The 16446-nt window shown below is 55.7% G+C and carries 13 protein-coding genes and 5 tRNA genes; 3 read left to right on the top strand and 15 right to left on the bottom strand.

Annotation, left to right across the window (positions count from 1 at the left end; all coding sequences use genetic code 11):
• The 5 genes from WFO70_RS18720 to WFO70_RS18700 all read right to left on the bottom strand — a co-directional run.
• The coding region (locus WFO70_RS18720) for a GTP-binding protein (protein WP_227537806.1) at positions 1–309 on the bottom strand (309 nt) is incomplete at its 3' end.
• Between the two features lie 118 nt (positions 310–427).
• Positions 428–503: transfer RNA gene (locus tag WFO70_RS18715), tRNA-Thr, on the bottom strand.
• Positions 504–509: 6 nt separating this feature from the next.
• Positions 510–584: transfer RNA gene (locus tag WFO70_RS18710), tRNA-Gly, on the bottom strand.
• A 116-nt stretch (positions 585–700) separates the two neighbouring features.
• Positions 701–785 (bottom strand) — tRNA-Tyr (locus WFO70_RS18705).
• A gap of 8 nt (positions 786–793) precedes the next feature.
• Positions 794–869 (bottom strand) — tRNA-Thr (locus WFO70_RS18700).
• A gap of 338 nt (positions 870–1207) precedes the next feature.
• Here WFO70_RS18700 and coaA point away from each other — a divergent pair.
• On the top strand, positions 1208–2158 hold the full coding sequence (gene coaA / locus WFO70_RS18695) for a type I pantothenate kinase (protein WP_337018280.1): 951 nt from the start codon (positions 1208–1210) through the stop codon (positions 2156–2158).
• Between the two features lie 50 nt (positions 2159–2208).
• On the opposite strand, the gene dppF is transcribed toward coaA, so the two are convergent.
• From dppF to WFO70_RS18650, 9 genes are all read right to left on the bottom strand, one after another.
• Positions 2209–3222, bottom strand: a complete 1014-nt coding sequence (gene dppF / locus WFO70_RS18690; RefSeq protein WP_337018279.1) for a dipeptide ABC transporter ATP-binding subunit DppF — start codon at positions 3220–3222, stop codon at positions 2209–2211.
• Positions 3219–4202 (bottom strand): dipeptide ABC transporter ATP-binding protein, encoded by a 984-nt coding sequence (gene dppD / locus WFO70_RS18685; protein WP_337018277.1) that lies wholly within the window; start codon positions 4200–4202, stop codon positions 3219–3221. The genes dppF and dppD overlap by 4 nt, the downstream gene beginning before the upstream one ends.
• A gap of 10 nt (positions 4203–4212) precedes the next feature.
• Positions 4213–5115: a dipeptide ABC transporter permease DppC gene (gene dppC / locus WFO70_RS18680; RefSeq protein WP_337018275.1), complete on the bottom strand. Its 903-nt coding sequence runs from the start codon at positions 5113–5115 to the stop codon at positions 4213–4215.
• A gap of 9 nt (positions 5116–5124) precedes the next feature.
• Entirely contained in the window at positions 5125–6144 is a 1020-nt protein-coding gene (gene dppB, locus WFO70_RS18675) for a dipeptide ABC transporter permease DppB (protein ID WP_337018273.1), read from the bottom strand.
• A 177-nt stretch (positions 6145–6321) separates the two neighbouring features.
• On the bottom strand, positions 6322–7929 hold the full coding sequence (dppA, locus tag WFO70_RS18670; protein ID WP_337018271.1) for a dipeptide ABC transporter periplasmic-binding protein DppA: 1608 nt from the start codon (positions 7927–7929) through the stop codon (positions 6322–6324).
• 646 nt (positions 7930–8575) lie between these two features.
• Positions 8576–8652 (bottom strand) — tRNA-Pro (locus WFO70_RS18665).
• A gap of 91 nt (positions 8653–8743) precedes the next feature.
• On the bottom strand, positions 8744–10435 hold the full coding sequence (eptB, locus tag WFO70_RS18660; protein ID WP_337018269.1) for a kdo(2)-lipid A phosphoethanolamine 7''-transferase: 1692 nt from the start codon (positions 10433–10435) through the stop codon (positions 8744–8746).
• Positions 10436–10701: 266 nt separating this feature from the next.
• Positions 10702–11904 (bottom strand): L-lactate MFS transporter, encoded by a 1203-nt coding sequence (locus WFO70_RS18655; RefSeq protein ID WP_337018267.1) that lies wholly within the window; start codon positions 11902–11904, stop codon positions 10702–10704.
• A 194-nt stretch (positions 11905–12098) separates the two neighbouring features.
• Complete coding sequence (locus tag WFO70_RS18650) at positions 12099–12803, bottom strand: autotransporter domain-containing protein (protein ID WP_337018266.1); 705 nt, start codon at positions 12801–12803, stop codon at positions 12099–12101.
• Between the two features lie 180 nt (positions 12804–12983).
• Between WFO70_RS18650 and tag the strand changes: the two genes are divergently transcribed.
• A complete protein-coding gene (tag, locus tag WFO70_RS18645) occupies positions 12984–13565 on the top strand; it encodes a DNA-3-methyladenine glycosylase I (RefSeq protein ID WP_337018264.1) in 582 nt (193 codons plus the stop codon).
• The gene (locus WFO70_RS18640; RefSeq protein WP_337018263.1) at positions 13543–13989 is read left to right on the top strand and encodes an N-acetyltransferase; all 447 of its coding nucleotides are present in this window, start codon (positions 13543–13545) and stop codon (positions 13987–13989) included. Before tag ends, WFO70_RS18640 begins: the two co-directional genes overlap by 23 nt.
• Here WFO70_RS18640 and WFO70_RS18635 read toward each other — a convergent pair.
• On the bottom strand, positions 13952–16279 hold the full coding sequence (locus tag WFO70_RS18635) for a molybdopterin guanine dinucleotide-containing S/N-oxide reductase (RefSeq protein WP_442913400.1): 2328 nt from the start codon (positions 16277–16279) through the stop codon (positions 13952–13954). The genes WFO70_RS18640 and WFO70_RS18635 overlap by 38 nt on opposite strands.
• Positions 16280–16446: the final 167 nt, after the last annotated feature.

The raw sequence follows: 16446 nt of genomic DNA, 5'->3' as shown, positions 1-16446 counted from the left end.
GATCGCGCCGTCCATCTGCGCAGCACCGGTGATCATGTTTTTAACATAGTCGGCGTGGCCCGGGCAGTCTACGTGTGCGTAGTGGCGAGTCGGGGTGTCATATTCAACGTGAGAAGTGTTGATGGTGATACCACGAGCTTTTTCTTCTGGTGCGTTATCGATCTGGTCGAATGCACGAGCAGAACCACCGTAGGTTTTAGCCAGTACGGTAGTGATGGCAGCGGTCAGCGTTGTTTTACCATGGTCAACGTGGCCGATAGTACCGACGTTAACGTGCGGTTTTGTACGTTCAAACTTTTCTTTAGACATCGATTGTCCCTCTAAGACACGGATAAATCGGTGATATCACCACATCAACCAGGCGAAATGCCTGAACTGTTGAATTCATTTAAATTGAAACAGAGAGAAACGGGAGGGAGAAGTGAAGTGGTGCTGATACCCAGAGTCGAACTGGGGACCTCACCCTTACCAAGGGTGCGCTCTACCAACTGAGCCATATCAGCACGTATTGGAGCGGGCAGCGGGAATCGAACCCGCATCATCAGCTTGGAAGGCTGAGGTAATAGCCATTATACGATGCCCGCATCCTGAAACTCGGCTACCCAGTTCTTTCTGTAACAAAAAAAGAGATTTCTCTCTTTTCATGTTCGAGCTGGTTATTTTTCCAACCAGCTCCGGCGGCGTTAACGCTGCCAGAAAGTGGTGGTGGGGGAAGGATTCGAACCTTCGAAGTCTGTGACGGCAGATTTACAGTCTGCTCCCTTTGGCCGCTCGGGAACCCCACCGGACTTGATGGTGCCGACTACCGGAATCGAACTGGTGACCTACTGATTACAAGTCAGTTGCTCTACCTACTGAGCTAAGTCGGCATCAAGTAGCGCGCATTTTAGGGAGACCCGCAGGTTCATGCAACTAAAAATTTGCATAAATCGTTCTTTCGCTCACATTTTGTGCGAGAAGAGCGAATAACGCTGTAATTCCAGGCAAATGCGCGTAAATCTCCATCATTTATTGCCCCGGAAAGGGCTCCTACCCGGTCTGTGACCATTCGCGCTTAACGTAACACTGGGCCACTTTTTTTCTTATTATTCGGCCCATCTGGTGTTAACCTCCTGCGCATTGTCCAAAATTAACGATTATGTGATGTGCCCTCCCCCCGCACGGTTAGCTTCTACTGTGGGATGAGACGCCTCACTCAAGCATGCTTATGAGCAAAAAAGAGCAAATGTTAATGACGCCTTATCTCCAGTTTAGCCGCAGCCAGTGGGCTGCTCTGCGTGACTCCGTTCCGATGACCTTAACGGAAGGCGAAATCGCACGGTTAAAAGGGATAAACGAAGACCTGTCGCTTGAAGAAGTGGCTGAAATTTATTTGCCTCTATCGCGTTTGCTGAATTTCTATATCAGTTCCAACCTCCGCCGACAGGCCGTACTGGAGCAGTTCCTCGGTACTAACGGGCAGCGCATTCCTTATATCATCAGTATTGCCGGCAGCGTCGCCGTGGGTAAAAGCACCACGGCGCGTGTCCTGCAGGCGCTGCTGAGCCGCTGGCCGGAACACCGCAGCGTGGAGCTGATCACCACCGACGGTTTCCTGCACCCTAACGAGGTGTTAAAGGAACGCGGGTTGATGAAGAAGAAGGGCTTCCCGCTCTCTTATGATATGCACCGTCTGGTGAAATTCGTGTCGGATCTGAAATCGGGCGTGCCAAACGTGACGGCTCCGGTCTATTCGCACCTGATTTACGACCGTATCCCTGACGGGGATAAAACGGTGGTGCAGCCGGACATCCTGATTCTGGAAGGGTTAAACGTGCTGCAGAGCGGGATGGACTATCCTCACGATCCGCATCATGTCTTTGTCTCTGACTTTGTCGATTTCTCTATCTACGTCGATGCGCCGGAAGATCTGCTGCAGAACTGGTACATCAACCGCTTCCTCAAGTTCCGCGAAGGGGCGTTCACCGATCCTGACTCCTACTTCCATAACTACGCCCAGCTCTCGAAAGAAGAGGCCGTTAACGTGGCCACCTCGCTCTGGAATGAGATCAACTACGTGAACCTGAAAGAGAACATCCTGCCAACGCGTGAGCGCGCCAGCCTGATCCTCACCAAGAGTGAGAAACATGCTGTCGACCAGATTCGTTTACGGAAATAACCTTTCCCCGTTCCAATAAAAAACCGGCTTATCGCCGGTTTTTTTATCACTTACGCCAGAGGCTTTTCGCCGTTTTCATCCTGATCGACGGCGAAGCAGGCCACCAGTTGACCGCCGTAGTCTTTTAACTGCGGTTGCAGCTGGGTGCATGGCCCAAAGCGACGGCGGCAGCGGGCGTTAAAGGCACAGCCCGGCGGCGGGTTAAGCGGGCTTGGCAGCTCGCCGGTCAGCTTGATGCGCTCCCGACGATCGTCCGGGTTCAGACGCGGTGTCGCGGAGAGCAGCGCCTGAGTATAAGGATGGCGCGGGTTATTAAAGATCTGATCTTTCGTCCCCTTCTCTACGCAGCGGCCCAGATACATCACCATCACTTCATCCGCGATGTGCTCCACCACCGACAGGTCGTGAGAGATAAAGACATACGACAGGCCTAGATCCTGCTGCAGATCCATCATCAGGTTCAGCACCTGCGCACGGACGGACACGTCAAGCGCGGAGACCGGTTCATCGGCAATCACCACATCCGGGTCGAGCATCAGACCACGGGCGATAGCGATACGCTGACGCTGACCGCCGGAGAACATGTGCGGATAGCGATCGTAATGCTCGGTCTTAAGCCCCACTTTCGCCATCATCGCCAGCGCTTTCTCGCGACGCTGCTCTTTGCTCAATGTGGAGTTGATCTGCAGCGGCTCCTCCAGAATCTGCCCCACTTTCTTACGCGGGTTCAGGGAACCATACGGGTTCTGGAACACAATCTGGATTTTCTGGCGACGCAGCTTCTGCGCATCAGGATCGTGCTTGAGCAGATCCTGGCCCTGATAGTACAGCTCGCCCCCGGTCGGGGTTTCAATCATGGTTAGCAGACGGCCCAGAGTGGATTTCCCACAGCCGGACTCCCCCACCACCGCCAGCGTTTTGCCGCGCTCCAGAGTAAAGGAGACGCCATCCAGCGCTTTCACCAGGCGTTCCGGGGCAAACAGCCCCTTCTTCACCGGGTAGTGTTTTTTCAGATCGATAGCCTGCAACAGCGGCTGTTGCATGGTGGCCTCTTGCGAACTCATAGTGTAGGCCTCCCGGCGTCATCGAGTGGGTAGTGACATTTAGACTGACGGCCGTCGCTGAGGGTATAGAGATCCGGCTCATCAACGCGGCATTTATCCGTGGCATACGGGCAGCGCGGGTTCAGCAGACAGCCGGTCGGGCGGTCATATTTACCCGGCACTACGCCCGGCAGCGACGCCAGACGCGCCTTGTCCTGGGCGAACTCCGGCAGCGCACGCAGCAACGCCTGAGTATAAGGGTGACGCGGCGCGCGGAAGATATCGTGCGAGTTCCCGGTTTCCACGACCTGTCCGGCGTACATCACGATGATTTTATGCGCCGCTTCGGCCACTAACGCCAGGTCATGGGTGATCAGGATCAGCGCCATGTTCTCTTTCTGCTGCAGCTCCAGCAGCAGCTCGATGATCTGCGCCTGAATGGTCACGTCGAGCGCGGTCGTGGGTTCATCGGCAATCAGCAGCTTCGGACGACAGGCAATCGCCATGGCGATCATCACGCGCTGGCTCATCCCACCGGAGAGCTGGTGCGGATAGACATCCAGACGCGAGGCCGGATCGGGAATACCCACCTGGGTCAGGAGGTCGATTGCCCGCTGACGACGGGTTTGTTTATTCCCACCCTGATGCACCTTAATGGCTTCCATAATCTGGAAACCAACGGTGTAGCAGGGATTAAGGCTGGTCATCGGGTCCTGGAAGATCATCGCCACTTCGGCGCCCACCAGGTTGCGACGCTCTTTTTCAGAGATACGCTTCAGATCCTGGCCGTTAAACGCCAGGCTTTCCGCCATTACGCGGCCAGGAAAATCAATCAGCCCCATAATCGCCAGCGAGCTTACCGATTTACCGGAACCTGACTCACCGACGATGCCGACCACTTCACCCTGATTTACGCTGTAGCTGATCCTATCTACGGCGCGAAACTCGGAGCCCACGTCACCGAAGTGCACCGATAATTTATCTACATTTAATAACGCCATCTCGTGCCTCTTACTGCTTCAGTTTGGGATCAAGTGCATCACGCAGACCATCACCCATCAGGTTAAATGCCAGCACCGTCAGCAGGATCGCCAGACCCGGGAAGGTCACAACCCACCAGGCGCTTTGCGCGAACTGCAACACGTCGGAGAGCATGGTGCCCCACTCCGGTGTTGGCGGCTGCGCACCCATGCCAAGGAAGCCAAGAGCGGCCATATCGAGAATGGCGTTAGAGAAACCGAGCGACGCCTGAACAATCAGCGGCGCAAGACAGTTCGGGAGAATATTGACGAACATCTGACGCATCGCACCCGCACCCGCCACGCGAGACGCGGTAACGTAGTCACGGTTCACTTCCACCAGCACCGCCGCACGGGTTAATCGCACGTAGTGAGGCAGCGCCACGAACGTCAACGCCAGAGCGGCATTGCCGATCGACGGACCGAAGATCGCCACCAGCACCAGCGCCAGCAGCAGGCTCGGCAGCGCCAGCATGATGTCGACGATACGCATGATGGTGTTATCCACCAGCCCGCCGAAGTAACCCGCCACCAGGCCGAGAACAACGCCGAGAACCAGCGAGAGCACAACCACCAGGCAGCCCACCAGCAGGGACAGACGCGCACCGTACATCAGACGGGACAGTACATCGCGGCCGACATCGTCGGTACCTAACAGGTGAGCGAATGTTCCCCCCTCCTGCCAGGCCGGCGGCGCCAGCAGCATGTCGCGAAACTGATCCGCCGGGTTATACGGGGCAAGCACGTTGGCGAACACCGCAATCAGGATCATGATGGAGACATACACCAGCCCTACAACCGCGCCTTTATTGCGCTTGAAGTAGTGCCAGAACTCCTGCAGCGGCGTCATGGGAACCGGTGCAGCAACCACTTTATTTTCAGATACGTGTGACATGATGGCCCCTTACTTCTTATGACGAATACGCGGGTTCACCACGCCGTACAGCAAATCGACCAGCAGGTTGACGAGAATAATCATCGTCGCCACCAGCAGTACACCGCCCTGCACCACCGGATAGTCACGGCGTTGCAGTGCGTCAATCAGCCAGCGACCGAGACCCGGCCAGGAGAAGATGGTTTCGGTCAGGATCGCCCCGGCCAGCAACGTTCCCACCTGCAGGCCGATAACCGTGACGACCGGCAGCATGGCGTTACGCAGGGCATGAACGATGATCACCCGCATACGGGTCAGACCTTTGGCGCGAGCGGTACGGATGTAATCCTCGCCCAGCACTTCCAGCATCGACGAACGGGTCATACGCACGATCACCGCCAGCGGGATCGTACCGAGCACCATGGCCGGCAGGATCATATGCGCCAGCGCATCGATAAAGTTGCCCTCTTCGCCCCAGATGGCCGTGTCGATCAGCATAAAGCCGGTCAGCGGGTTGGAGTCATCAAGGAAGACCATATCGCTGACGCGTCCGGACACCGGCGTCAGGTTCCACTGCACCGACACCAGCATGATCAGCATCATGCCCCACCAGAAGATAGGCATGGAGTAGCCGGTCAGCGCCAGGCCTACGGCGGTATGATCAAAGATAGAGCCACGTTTCACCGCAGCCAGCACGCCCACCGGGATACCCACGGAGACGGCAAAAATCATGGCGCAGACACCGAGCTCCAGCGTTGCTTTAAATCGTGGTACGAACTCTTCCCACACCGGCAGGCGGCTTTTCAGCGAAATACCTAAATCACCATGCATGACCCCCCAGATATAGTGGAGATACTGCTGCCACATAGGCTTATCCAGCCCCAGTTCGGCTAACAGCTGTGCATGACGTTCAGGAGAAATTCCACGCTCGCCCGCCATAATCATTACCGGGTCACCGGGGATCATATGGACGAAGGCAAAGGTGAGAAGGGTGATACCGATAAACGTGGGGATAACAAGTCCCAGACGTCGGAGGATGAACTGCAACATAACCCGGATTCTCTCTAATGACGTACGCCTGGAGGCGAGACGTCTGTATTGCTCACAAATCTTATTCCCTCCCCTTTCAGAGAGGGAATAAAGCACTGCTGCCGGGTGGCGCTACGCTTACCCGGCCTACATTCCGTAGGCCAGTGCAAGCGCAGCGCCGCCTGGCATTGCTTTTAATTATTCAACAGAGACGTTTTCGAAGTGGTGTTTGCCCAGTGGATCAACCACATAGCCTTTAACTTCTTTACGCACTGGCTCGTACACGGTTGAGTGAGCCACGATCAGCGCTGGCGCCTGGTCATGCATCACAACCTGAGCCTGTTTGTACAGTTCGATACGCTTGTTGTGATCTTCTGCAGCACGCGCTGGCTGAATCAGATCTTCAAACGGCTTGTAGCACCAGCGAGAGTAGTTAGAACCGTCTTTCGCCGCGGCACAGCTGAACAGGGTCGCGAAGAAGTTATCCGGATCCCCATTGTCGCCGGTCCAGCCCATCATGACCGCCTGGTGCTCACCTGCTTTAGCACGCTTCAGGTACTCGCCCCACTCGTAGGTCACGATCTTGGCCTGAACGCCGATTTTCGCCCAGTCAGCCTGAACCATCTCGGCCATACGGCGCGCGTTCGGGTTGTAAGGACGCTGTACTGGCATCGCCCACAGCTCAACGGTAAAGCCTTTATCCTGGCCCGCTTCTTTCAGCAGTGCTTTCGCTTTCTCAACGTCATAGGTGTAATCCTTAACGTCGTCGTTGTAGCCCCACATTGTTGGTGGGATCAGGTTCTTCGCGGCAACGCCAGCGCCCTGATAAACGGCCTTGATGATCGCTTCTTTGTTCACCGCATAGGTCAGCGCCTGACGCACTTTCACGTCATCAAACGGTTTCTTCTCGGTGTTAAAGGAGAGGTAGCCCACGTTCAGACCCGCCTGCTCGAGCAGGTTGATGTTTTTGTCCTGCTTCATGCGCGCGATGTCAGCCGGGTTCGGATACGGCATCACCTGGCACTCGTTCTTCTGCAGTTTGGCGTAACGCACGGAGGCGTCAGGCGTGATGGAGAAGACCAGACGGTCGATCTGCGGCTTGGTGCCCCAGTAACCTTCGAACGCTTTGTACAGAATACGGGAGTCTTTCTGGTACTGCTGCAGCTGGAACGGACCGGTACCGATTGGGTTCAGGTCAACTTTCTCCGGCGTGCCGGCTTTCAGCATGTTGTCGGCATATTCTTTTGACAGAATAGAGGCGAAGTCCATGGCCAGGTCAGCCAGGAACGGCGCTTCAGGACGCGTCAGCACGAACTGAACGGTGTTGTCGTCCACTTTTTTGATTTCGCTGATCAGGTCCTGCAGGCCCATCCCTTCGAAGTACTCATAGCTGCCGCCAGAGACTTTATGGTACGGGTTCTGGGCATTCTTCTGACGATCGAAGGAGAACACCACGTCGTCGGCGTTCAGATCGCGCGTTGGTTTGAACTCTTTGCTGTCCTGCCACTTCACGCCCTGGCGCAGGTGGAAGGTGTAAGTTTTACCGTCTTCGCTGACTTCCCACTTCTCAGCCAGACCCGGAATAACTTCCGTGGTGCCGGTTTTGAATTCAACCAGACGGTTATAGATCGGTACAGAGCTGGCGTCGTACGTGGTACCAGAGGTAAAGAGCTGTGGGTTAAAGCCTTCCGGCGAGCCTTCAGAACAGTAGACCAGGGTTTTTGCCTGTACGCCTGCTGCGACGGTCATGGCCACCAGGCTCAGACCAAGCTTCAGCATCCCTGACTTCTTCAAGGAAATACTCATTGTTATTCTGCTCCAATGTGATGTTTTGCTTTGTTGTGTTACGCCGCCTGACCTTTATTTATTTTTTACCCGGTCCGGTCGGTGTTGCCCTGAGGCGTTATAAGGGATGGAGATTCCTTTCAGAAGAGCGACTGAGTTGCAGCGCAGATCCTCCCTGAAATGCCCCTCGTGCCCTACAATCTGTCAACAGAATGTGAAAACGTCAATACAGGTGACGGGGATTTACGCTAAGTGTGAGAATTGGCAAACAAAGATTAAAAAAACTACCGGGGCGTATTTTCAGCAGGGAAATTTATGCTACCCGCCATGATGCAGCACAACTCTCTACTCATTCTGCTACAACCAGTGATTAACATTTATTCAACCGGGGTAAATTTTCTTACGGAATGGCGATTATCTGCGCACTAAATGCCATGAACGTTAAAACGCACAGGGGAAAATGCTGAGGTTATCCATAAGCAACGCGAAAAAAGATCATTCCATATATAAAAAAATACAATGGAATATGTCACAAAAACGTTAACAGGCAGGGGGAACGACAGGTAGACCCTATTTTAATAAGTCTGGAAAGATAACACGTTAATGCGACAAAGTTCTGCGGGCGATAAATGCAAAAACCCCGCTCAAAGAGCGGGGTTTTCAAATGTGGTCGGCGAGAGAGGATTCGAACCTCCGACCCACTGGTCCCAAACCAGTTGCGCTACCAAGCTGCGCTACTCGCCGAATGCGGAGCGCATCTTACTGCTACGCTCTGCCTCCGTCAATCCCTTATTTTGCAAAAGCCTTTCGATCGGCTATAAAGTCGCCAGGCCTGTTACTTTGCGGCTTTCGCTGCGCCGTCCGGCACTTTACACCAGTTGTTATTCTCGTTAATCCCGCCGTCTGGCGAGGTATAACCGAGGCAACCGAGGATCGTGTCGTACAGCTCCACATGACGATGCGGCACTTTCATTTCCGCCTGCTCTTTAAGATGAGCGAACATTTTGGCTTTGTCCGGGTTCTCCAGGTACTTGTCGGACATCCACACCATCATCGGGACGCGGAACTGCTCCGGCGGAGCCATCTTGCGCGGCGTGCCGTGCAGATGCTCTTTCTCGTTAATCGACTCACCGTGGTCGGCGGCGTAGAAAACAATCGCCTTCTTATCGCGCACCTGGTCAATCACGCTGTCGATAAAGTGATCCACGTAGGTCACCGAGTTGTCGTAGGAGTTAATGAGCTGCGCTTTGCTGCAGTCTTTATCCACGCCCTTACACTCCGGCGTCCATTTGGCAAAGCTGCGCGGATAACGCTGGGTGTAGTTAAAGTGCGACCCTTTGGTATGCAGGATGATCAAGTGCTTACCTTGCTCATGCCCCTGCAGGGAGCGTTGCATCTCGTCGATCAGCAGCATGTCGTCCACGCTCTTACCGCGGTTACGCGGCTCGGCGCCAATCTGCTCGCGGTAGGCAATGTTGCTGGCCATGGTGTTGCTGTAGAACCACATCTCGCTCTGCATGGCGTAGAGATCGGAGCTAAAGCCCAGCTGGTGCAATACAGAGAAGACGTTCTGCTCTTTCAGCGTCCGCTGCGGGTTATCGCTCGCGCCGCCCTCACGCACGAACATGCAGCGCAACGAGAGCTTGGTGGCCGTATCACAGGACGTACCGCGGAAGGCGACGAGGTTTTTCTCCTGCGCCAGCTTCGGTGTGGTATCCCGCTCATAGCCCAGCATACCCATATGATCCCAGCGCGTGGTTTCGCCAATAATGAAGACCACATAGGTATCATCGATATCCGATGGCGCCTGATAGGTGAACTTCTTCGCCGGGTTCATCAACGATTTATTATCCGAGGACTCATCCACCTGCGCCCAGGCATATAACCCCAGCGCGGAGATCCAGTTGGATGGCAGATAGGAGTTCGCCACCACGCCGCCGTAGCTCGGCATATCCACGCCGGAGGTACGTTCGTCACTTTTCTGCTTAACTTCCAGCAGGCGAATCGGCCCCCAGACCATTAAGCCCGCCAGCATCACCAGCGCCACGCTTCGGATACGCAGACCCGGCGTACGCACCTGACGCAATAGCGTATAGCGGCAGCGGTTGTTCCAGATAAGCAGCAGAGGCAGGATGCTCACGCAAACCAGCCACAGAATAAAGTGCAAACCGACCACCTCTTTCGAGAGGTCGATATCCGTGGTCATCACCGAGGCAATAATGCCGTAGCCAATCACCACGTTCATAAAGGTCATGTAATAGCTGGCACCCGCCGAGCACAACACCACCAGCGTGGCGAGTACGCGCCAGATACGGCGTCCAAACAGCGACAGCAGACGCAGTAAAAAGAAGGTGACCAGTACAGTGCCCACCAGTTCAACGACCGCAGCGACTCCTTTCCAGGCGGTAAAATCTTGCGCATAACCATCAAACCGACGGAAAAAAACCGCGCCATTCATAAACAGACCGATGTACAACGCGAGCAAAAAGCTGAGCTTTTGTTGCGTCATCGCTTTGATATATTTCATTAATGCAACCTGGAAAAAGGTAAAGTAGAGCCGCTTCACTCTTGGTCAAAAAGTGAACAGGATATTTCATTGCTCAGGGGACAGTTATTAGAAACGTCTTCAAGCGCGGTAAGTAGACCACAGGGAAAAGAAAAAGTGGCAGCAGAGAATGTGATCCCTGCAAATATTTACAAAAAAACAAGTCCGATGACATACCAGCAACCTGTTCTTTACCACCTTTAAAAACAAAAAAGGCCGGAATATCCGGCCCTTAGGGGAAGTTTTAATCAGGCATGCGCTTCTTTAAATATTTCGCGCTGCGGTTGGCGAATAGTGGTTGAGAGCGCCAGAGAGAGGATTAACAGGGCGAATATAACGCAGAAGGTGACATAAAAGCCGCCGAACAGCGAAGCAATAAGCGAGCCGCAAATACTGCCGATACCAAAGCCTAAATAAATAACGCCGTAGTTTTTTGCCAGGTTATTCAGACCGAAGAATTCACTTACCAGCGACGGGAAGACGGTAATGGTGCCGCCGAAGTTAAATGCCACACAGGCAATGGCGGCGAAGAAGGTCACTTCATTGAGCGGGGCGAATAACAGCGCGGCCATGCCCACCAGGGATACCACCTGGCCGATCGTAATCACGCGGATGCGGGCGATCTTATCGGAGAGGATACCGAGCACCAGGCGACCAGAGAGGTTGGCGATAGAGATAATGGTGACCGCGTTGGCCGCCGTTGCGGCATCCAGTTTCACCATCCCCTGGGCGATATCTTTCGCTACGCCAATCACATACAGACCACTCATGCAGGCGGTCAGGAACATCACTGCCAGCATCCAGTACTGAGGTTTACGCATGGACTGAGCAAGGGTGAAGTCGTTCTCCACCACGCCGTTAACGGATTTTACTTCCTGCTGCGGGGCATCTTTCATCAGCGTGGCACCGAACAGGATCATCACCAGTACGATAGCGCCCCAGATCATGAAGGTCTTCTCCAGACCAACGGTGGCCAGCAGATGGCTGTCGATAAACTTAAAGCCCAGGCTGCCGAGGCCATAAGAGCCAATAGCGAAGGCGGAGATCAGCCCTTTACGCTCCGGGAACCATTTCACACAGTTCGACAGGGTTAACAGGTAGCCCGCGCCGTCCGCCAGCCCCACCAGCACCCCGGCACTCAGCCAGAGCATCATCAGGTTGCTGGAGTGAGCGGTCAGGAAGAAGCCGACTCCCAGCAAAATCCCGGAAGCCATGGTGACGCGTTTTACGCCAAAACGTTCCTGTAATTTACCCGCGATAGAAGATGAGAGCGCCAGACCCAGGCTCAGCAAGCCAAAGGAGAAGGCCACCTGGCTGACCGGGGCATCGAGTTTGTCGGAGAGGGCGCTGTTAAACAGGCTCCAGGTATAGACTGAACCCAGAGCAAACTGGGTCACTATGGTGCCGATAAGGGTCAGCCAGCGAGTGCGGTTGTAAGTTGAAGTGTTCATGGCAGTTGTCCTGCAGCAGAAAAAAGGGAAGTTCACTGCTGACAACGATAACCAAAACCCCACATCAACAGGGGTAAAACGGCATGAAGTGCAGAGGGGATGGAATGAAATGCCATAAATCAGGAATGAATGACCTGGACTCGTCCGGGAAAAGCTCCACGCCCGGTGTCGCTCAGGTCAATCATCCACGGGTTTCAGAACCTGGCGCTGACGCCGAGGGTATAGAGGTAATCTTCTCCGGTGGACATATTTTCGGCCTGGGACATCGAGGCATAGGCCGCCATATAGGGGTTGATCAGCATGTCGGCCCCGACGGTGACATCCATCCAGTTACCGTATTGCGTTGAGGGAGCCAGGCGCCCCAGCCCGGACTGCATCTTCCACTGATTATCACCAAACTGCTGGTTATAGCTGATTTGCGCCCAGGGCCGCACATCGCCCAGCCGCGTATCCACGCGCCAGCCCAGGGTACTGACGCTGGCATGCCATAGCGGGTCGGTCAGCGACTGCGTGCTCACGCTGTCGCCAAACTCGTTAACCATATTGGGCGTGGAGCCGTCGTAATGCCAGGCGGCAACCGGTCCGGTGGTGAAGCGGCGGGCAACGGGAATACTCCAGCCCACGCTCATCGTGCTGGTCGCGTCCGTCGGTGACGAATCCGGCAAATTCAGCGCCAGACCGGGCATATTCTGTGAAGAGAGGATCCGCTCTTTGAGAATGTCCTCATAACGCGGTTGGTGATCGTCATCCCATGTATAACGCTCAGTGGTATTACTTTTTGTATCCGAAACGATATATTCCTGTTGCCAGGCATTTGCTGTGTTGCCTGTCAGCAGACAGGCCAAGAAACTCACCAGACCGGTTACGGCATGGCGGCCACTTATTTTTTTTATAATCATCAAAGCGACTCCAGAGAAGAGCCGAATTCGGCGATATTTGTGATTGTTTATAGTGAGGCTACGCGGCTACATGAAGAATGTTGCGTATCAGCCTGTATTAACTATTGTCTCTTTAGATGACACGTCAAGCCGGGTCGATTGAAATTTTTGCAATTTCAGGAGCAATAAGGGAGAGAACCGATGCAACGTTGTGGCTGGGTTAGCCAGGATCCGCTCTACATCGCCTATCACGATAAAGAGTGGGGCGTGCCGGAAACTGACGGAAAGAATTTATTTGAGATGATCTGCCTTGAAGGCCAGCAGGCTGGGTTGTCCTGGATCACCGTGCTTAAAAAGCGGGAAAACTATCGCCAGGCCTTCCATCAGTTCGATCCTGTTCTGGTCGCCGGGATGACCACCGCTGACGTCGACAGGTTAGTACTGGATGCGGGCATTATTCGCCATCGCGGCAAAATCGAAGCCATCATCGGTAACGCCCGGGCTTATCTGGCGATGGAAGAGAACGGCGAGCGCTTTTCCGATTTCGTCTGGTCCTTTGTCGATAACAATCCGCAGGTGACTCAGGCGGCAACGCTGGCAGAGATCCCCACCTCGACGCCCGCTTCAGACGCCCTGTCAAAAGCGCTGAAAAAGCGCGGCTTTAAGTTCGTCGGCACCACCATCTGTTACTCCTTTATGCAGGCCTGCGGGCTGGTTAACGATCATGTTACCGCCTGCCACTGCCATCCCGGAGGTCAATATGATCCGCAAATGGCTCAGTGACGATGTCGAGCCGCTGCTGGTCCTCTGGCTGGAGAGCACCACCGTCGCCCACCCGTTTATCGATGCGCAGTACTGGCAGGAGAGCGAGGCGGTCGTGCGGGAGGTCTACCTGCCGTCGGCAGAGACCTGGGTGTGGGAAGAGGACGGCCAGCTTCGGGGTTTCATCAGCGTGATGCAGTCCGTCTATATCGGGGCGCTGTTTGTCGACCCGGCGTATGCCGGAAAGGGGATCGGGCATGCGCTGATCCACCATGTGCAGCAGCGCTACCCGTCGTTAAGCCTGGAGGTTTACCAGAAGAACAGCCGGGCGGTGAATTTCTACCATGCTCAGGGCTTTCGGATTGAAGACAGCGCCTGGCAGGAAGATACCCAACACCCGACCTGGCTTATGAGCTGGCAGGCGGATCAAACGCCGTCAGCGTAAGCGTCGGCCCCTGATATTTTTCCAGCCACGCCAGGGCGGTATTCCCCGCGCAGCCATTCCCCAGCTTCGAGCTGGGGAGATCTTTGGTCAGCACGTTGACCGCCCCGTTCTTACAAATCCCGCCATTTTCAGCATCCAGATCCGGCCATGCCCCCTGGTGAATGCAGATCACCCCCGGCTTGATGCCGTCGCTGACCACCGCTCCGGCCAACACCTGACCGCGATGGTTCCAGACGCGCACCAGGTCGCCGTCGGCAATGCCGCGCGCGTTGGCGTCATCCGGGTGCAGCGTCACCGGCTCGCGCCCGGCCACCGCGTACTGCTCGCGCAGGGAAGAGTAGTTGAGCTGGCTGTGCAGACGGTGCGCCGGGTGGGCAGACAGGATCTGTAACTGCCCGGGCTCGGCATTGCCATGCCACTCGTCCGGCTCCAGCCACATCGGGTGCGGCGGACAGTCGGCATACTGGAAGCTGGCGATCCGCTCAGAGTGGATCACAATTTTGCCGCTTTCGGTTTTCAGCGGATGGCCCTCGGGGTCGCGACGGAAATCGGCGAAACGTACGAACTGCGCGTTTTCGTCGGACTCCGGCATTTCAACGATGGCATTGGCTTCCCAGAACTCAGCAAAAGGGGCCAGGGTGACGCCCTGTGCCGCGCCGCGCTGTCCGGCGATCTGATAGAAAGTCTCCAGCCACTCAAGATCGGTTTTGCCTTCGGTAAAACGCTCCTGTCCGCCCTGCTCCCAGCGCTCGCTCAGCTCGGCAAACACCTCCAGATCATCACGCGCTTCATCGCGCGGTGGCACCACCCGCTTCATTGGCACCATATGCTGGTTGCTGTAGTCGCCGGTCATGGTCATGTCATTACGTTCAAACGAGGTGGTGGCCGGCAGGACGATATCGGCATGCTTCGCCGCCGCGGTCCAGAAGCACTCGGAGATCACCACCAGATCCGGCTTTTGCCAGGCGCGGATCAGACGATTGGTATCCTGGTGATGGGTAAAGTTAGCGCCGCCCGCCCACCAGACGAAGCGAATGTCCGGGAAGTGGCGATCCAGTCCGTTGTGCTGATAGAAGCCGCCCGGGTTTTCCAGCGCCTCGACAATACGGGCCACCGGGAATTTATCCACCGCGTCCGTCCCGCCCTTGACCGAGCCCTGCATCGAGGCCAGCACCGCCGCGCGCCGCGTCGGGTTGCCGCCGTTGGCGAAGTGGTACGACAGACCAAAGCCGCCGCCCGGGGTGCCGATCTGGCCGAGCATCGCGGCGAGGGTGACCAGCATCCAGTGCTTCTGCTCGCCAAACTGCTGGCGCTGCATCCCCCAGCCGGACATCAGCATGGTGTTGTTGCTGTGGAATAACGCTGCCAGTTCGCGGATTTTCGCCGCCGGAACACCGCAGATGTCGGCGGCCCACTCGGCAGTTTTGGCGATGCCGTCGGTCGCGCCGAGAAGATAGTCGGCAAATTTTTCATAGCCGCTGGTACAACGCGCAAGGAACGCCTCGTCCTGCCAGCCGTTTTCCACCAGCGTATGGGCGATACCGAGCATCATCGCCACATCGGTGCCCATATGCGGGGCGATCCACTCGGCGCTCTCACCGAAGAAATCCATGGTTTCGGAGCGCATCGGATCGATACAGATCAGGCGCTTGCCGCTTTTACGCAGCGCGTTGAAGTAAGGGATCCCCTGCTCGTCGGAAGCGTTCCACGCAATTTTCAGGGTGTTGAGCGGGTTGGCGCTCCACAGCACCACCACGTCGCTATGCTCCAGCACCAGCGGCCAGCTGGTCTGCTGCTGGTACACCTCGTTGCCGCCTACAACATAAGGCATGATGGCCTGCGCCGCGCCGGTGGAGTAATCCCCCAGATGGCCGGTGTAGCCGCCCGCCAGGCTCATATAGCGCTGAAGCAGGGTGGCAGCTTTATGCAGCACGCCGTTCGAACGCCAGCCGTACGACCCGGCAAAAATGGACGATGGGCCATAGTTCTCACGAATACGTTTATGCTGCGCGTCGATAAGATCCAGCGCCTGATCCCAGCTTACGCGCACAAACTCATCCTGCCCGCGCACCCCCTGTGGGCTATCCGGCGAGGCCAGAAAACCCTTGCGGACCATCGGCCAGCGCACGCGGGTTTTGCTGTGCACCTGGTCACGCACCGCGGTTTGCAGGGAATTAGGGTGCTGCGTCGGTAACGCGCCACGGGACGAAATCACCGTGTCGCCGTCGGTTTCGACCAGCATGGGCCCCCAGTGGGCTGCCGTCAGAATGGTTTTTGTAGAAGTGGTCACCGCGTGTGCTCCTGGATTGCCGGTTGCAGGTTTTCTCAGCCTTCATTGAGGCTGTTTATGATTTGACACAAATTTAAGAGTTATCCCCGGAATTTTCTCCGTAACTGCACGTCATAATCAACCGCCACGCCCGTCGTGGCAAAGAATAAAAAAGCTTAAGGAAAGAA

This window comes from Leclercia sp. AS011, assembly GCF_037152535.1.
Taxonomy (GTDB): Bacteria; Pseudomonadota; Gammaproteobacteria; order Enterobacterales; family Enterobacteriaceae; genus Enterobacter.
Note: the sequence above shows the minus strand (reverse complement) of the source record. Positions and strands in the feature narration are given on the sequence as shown.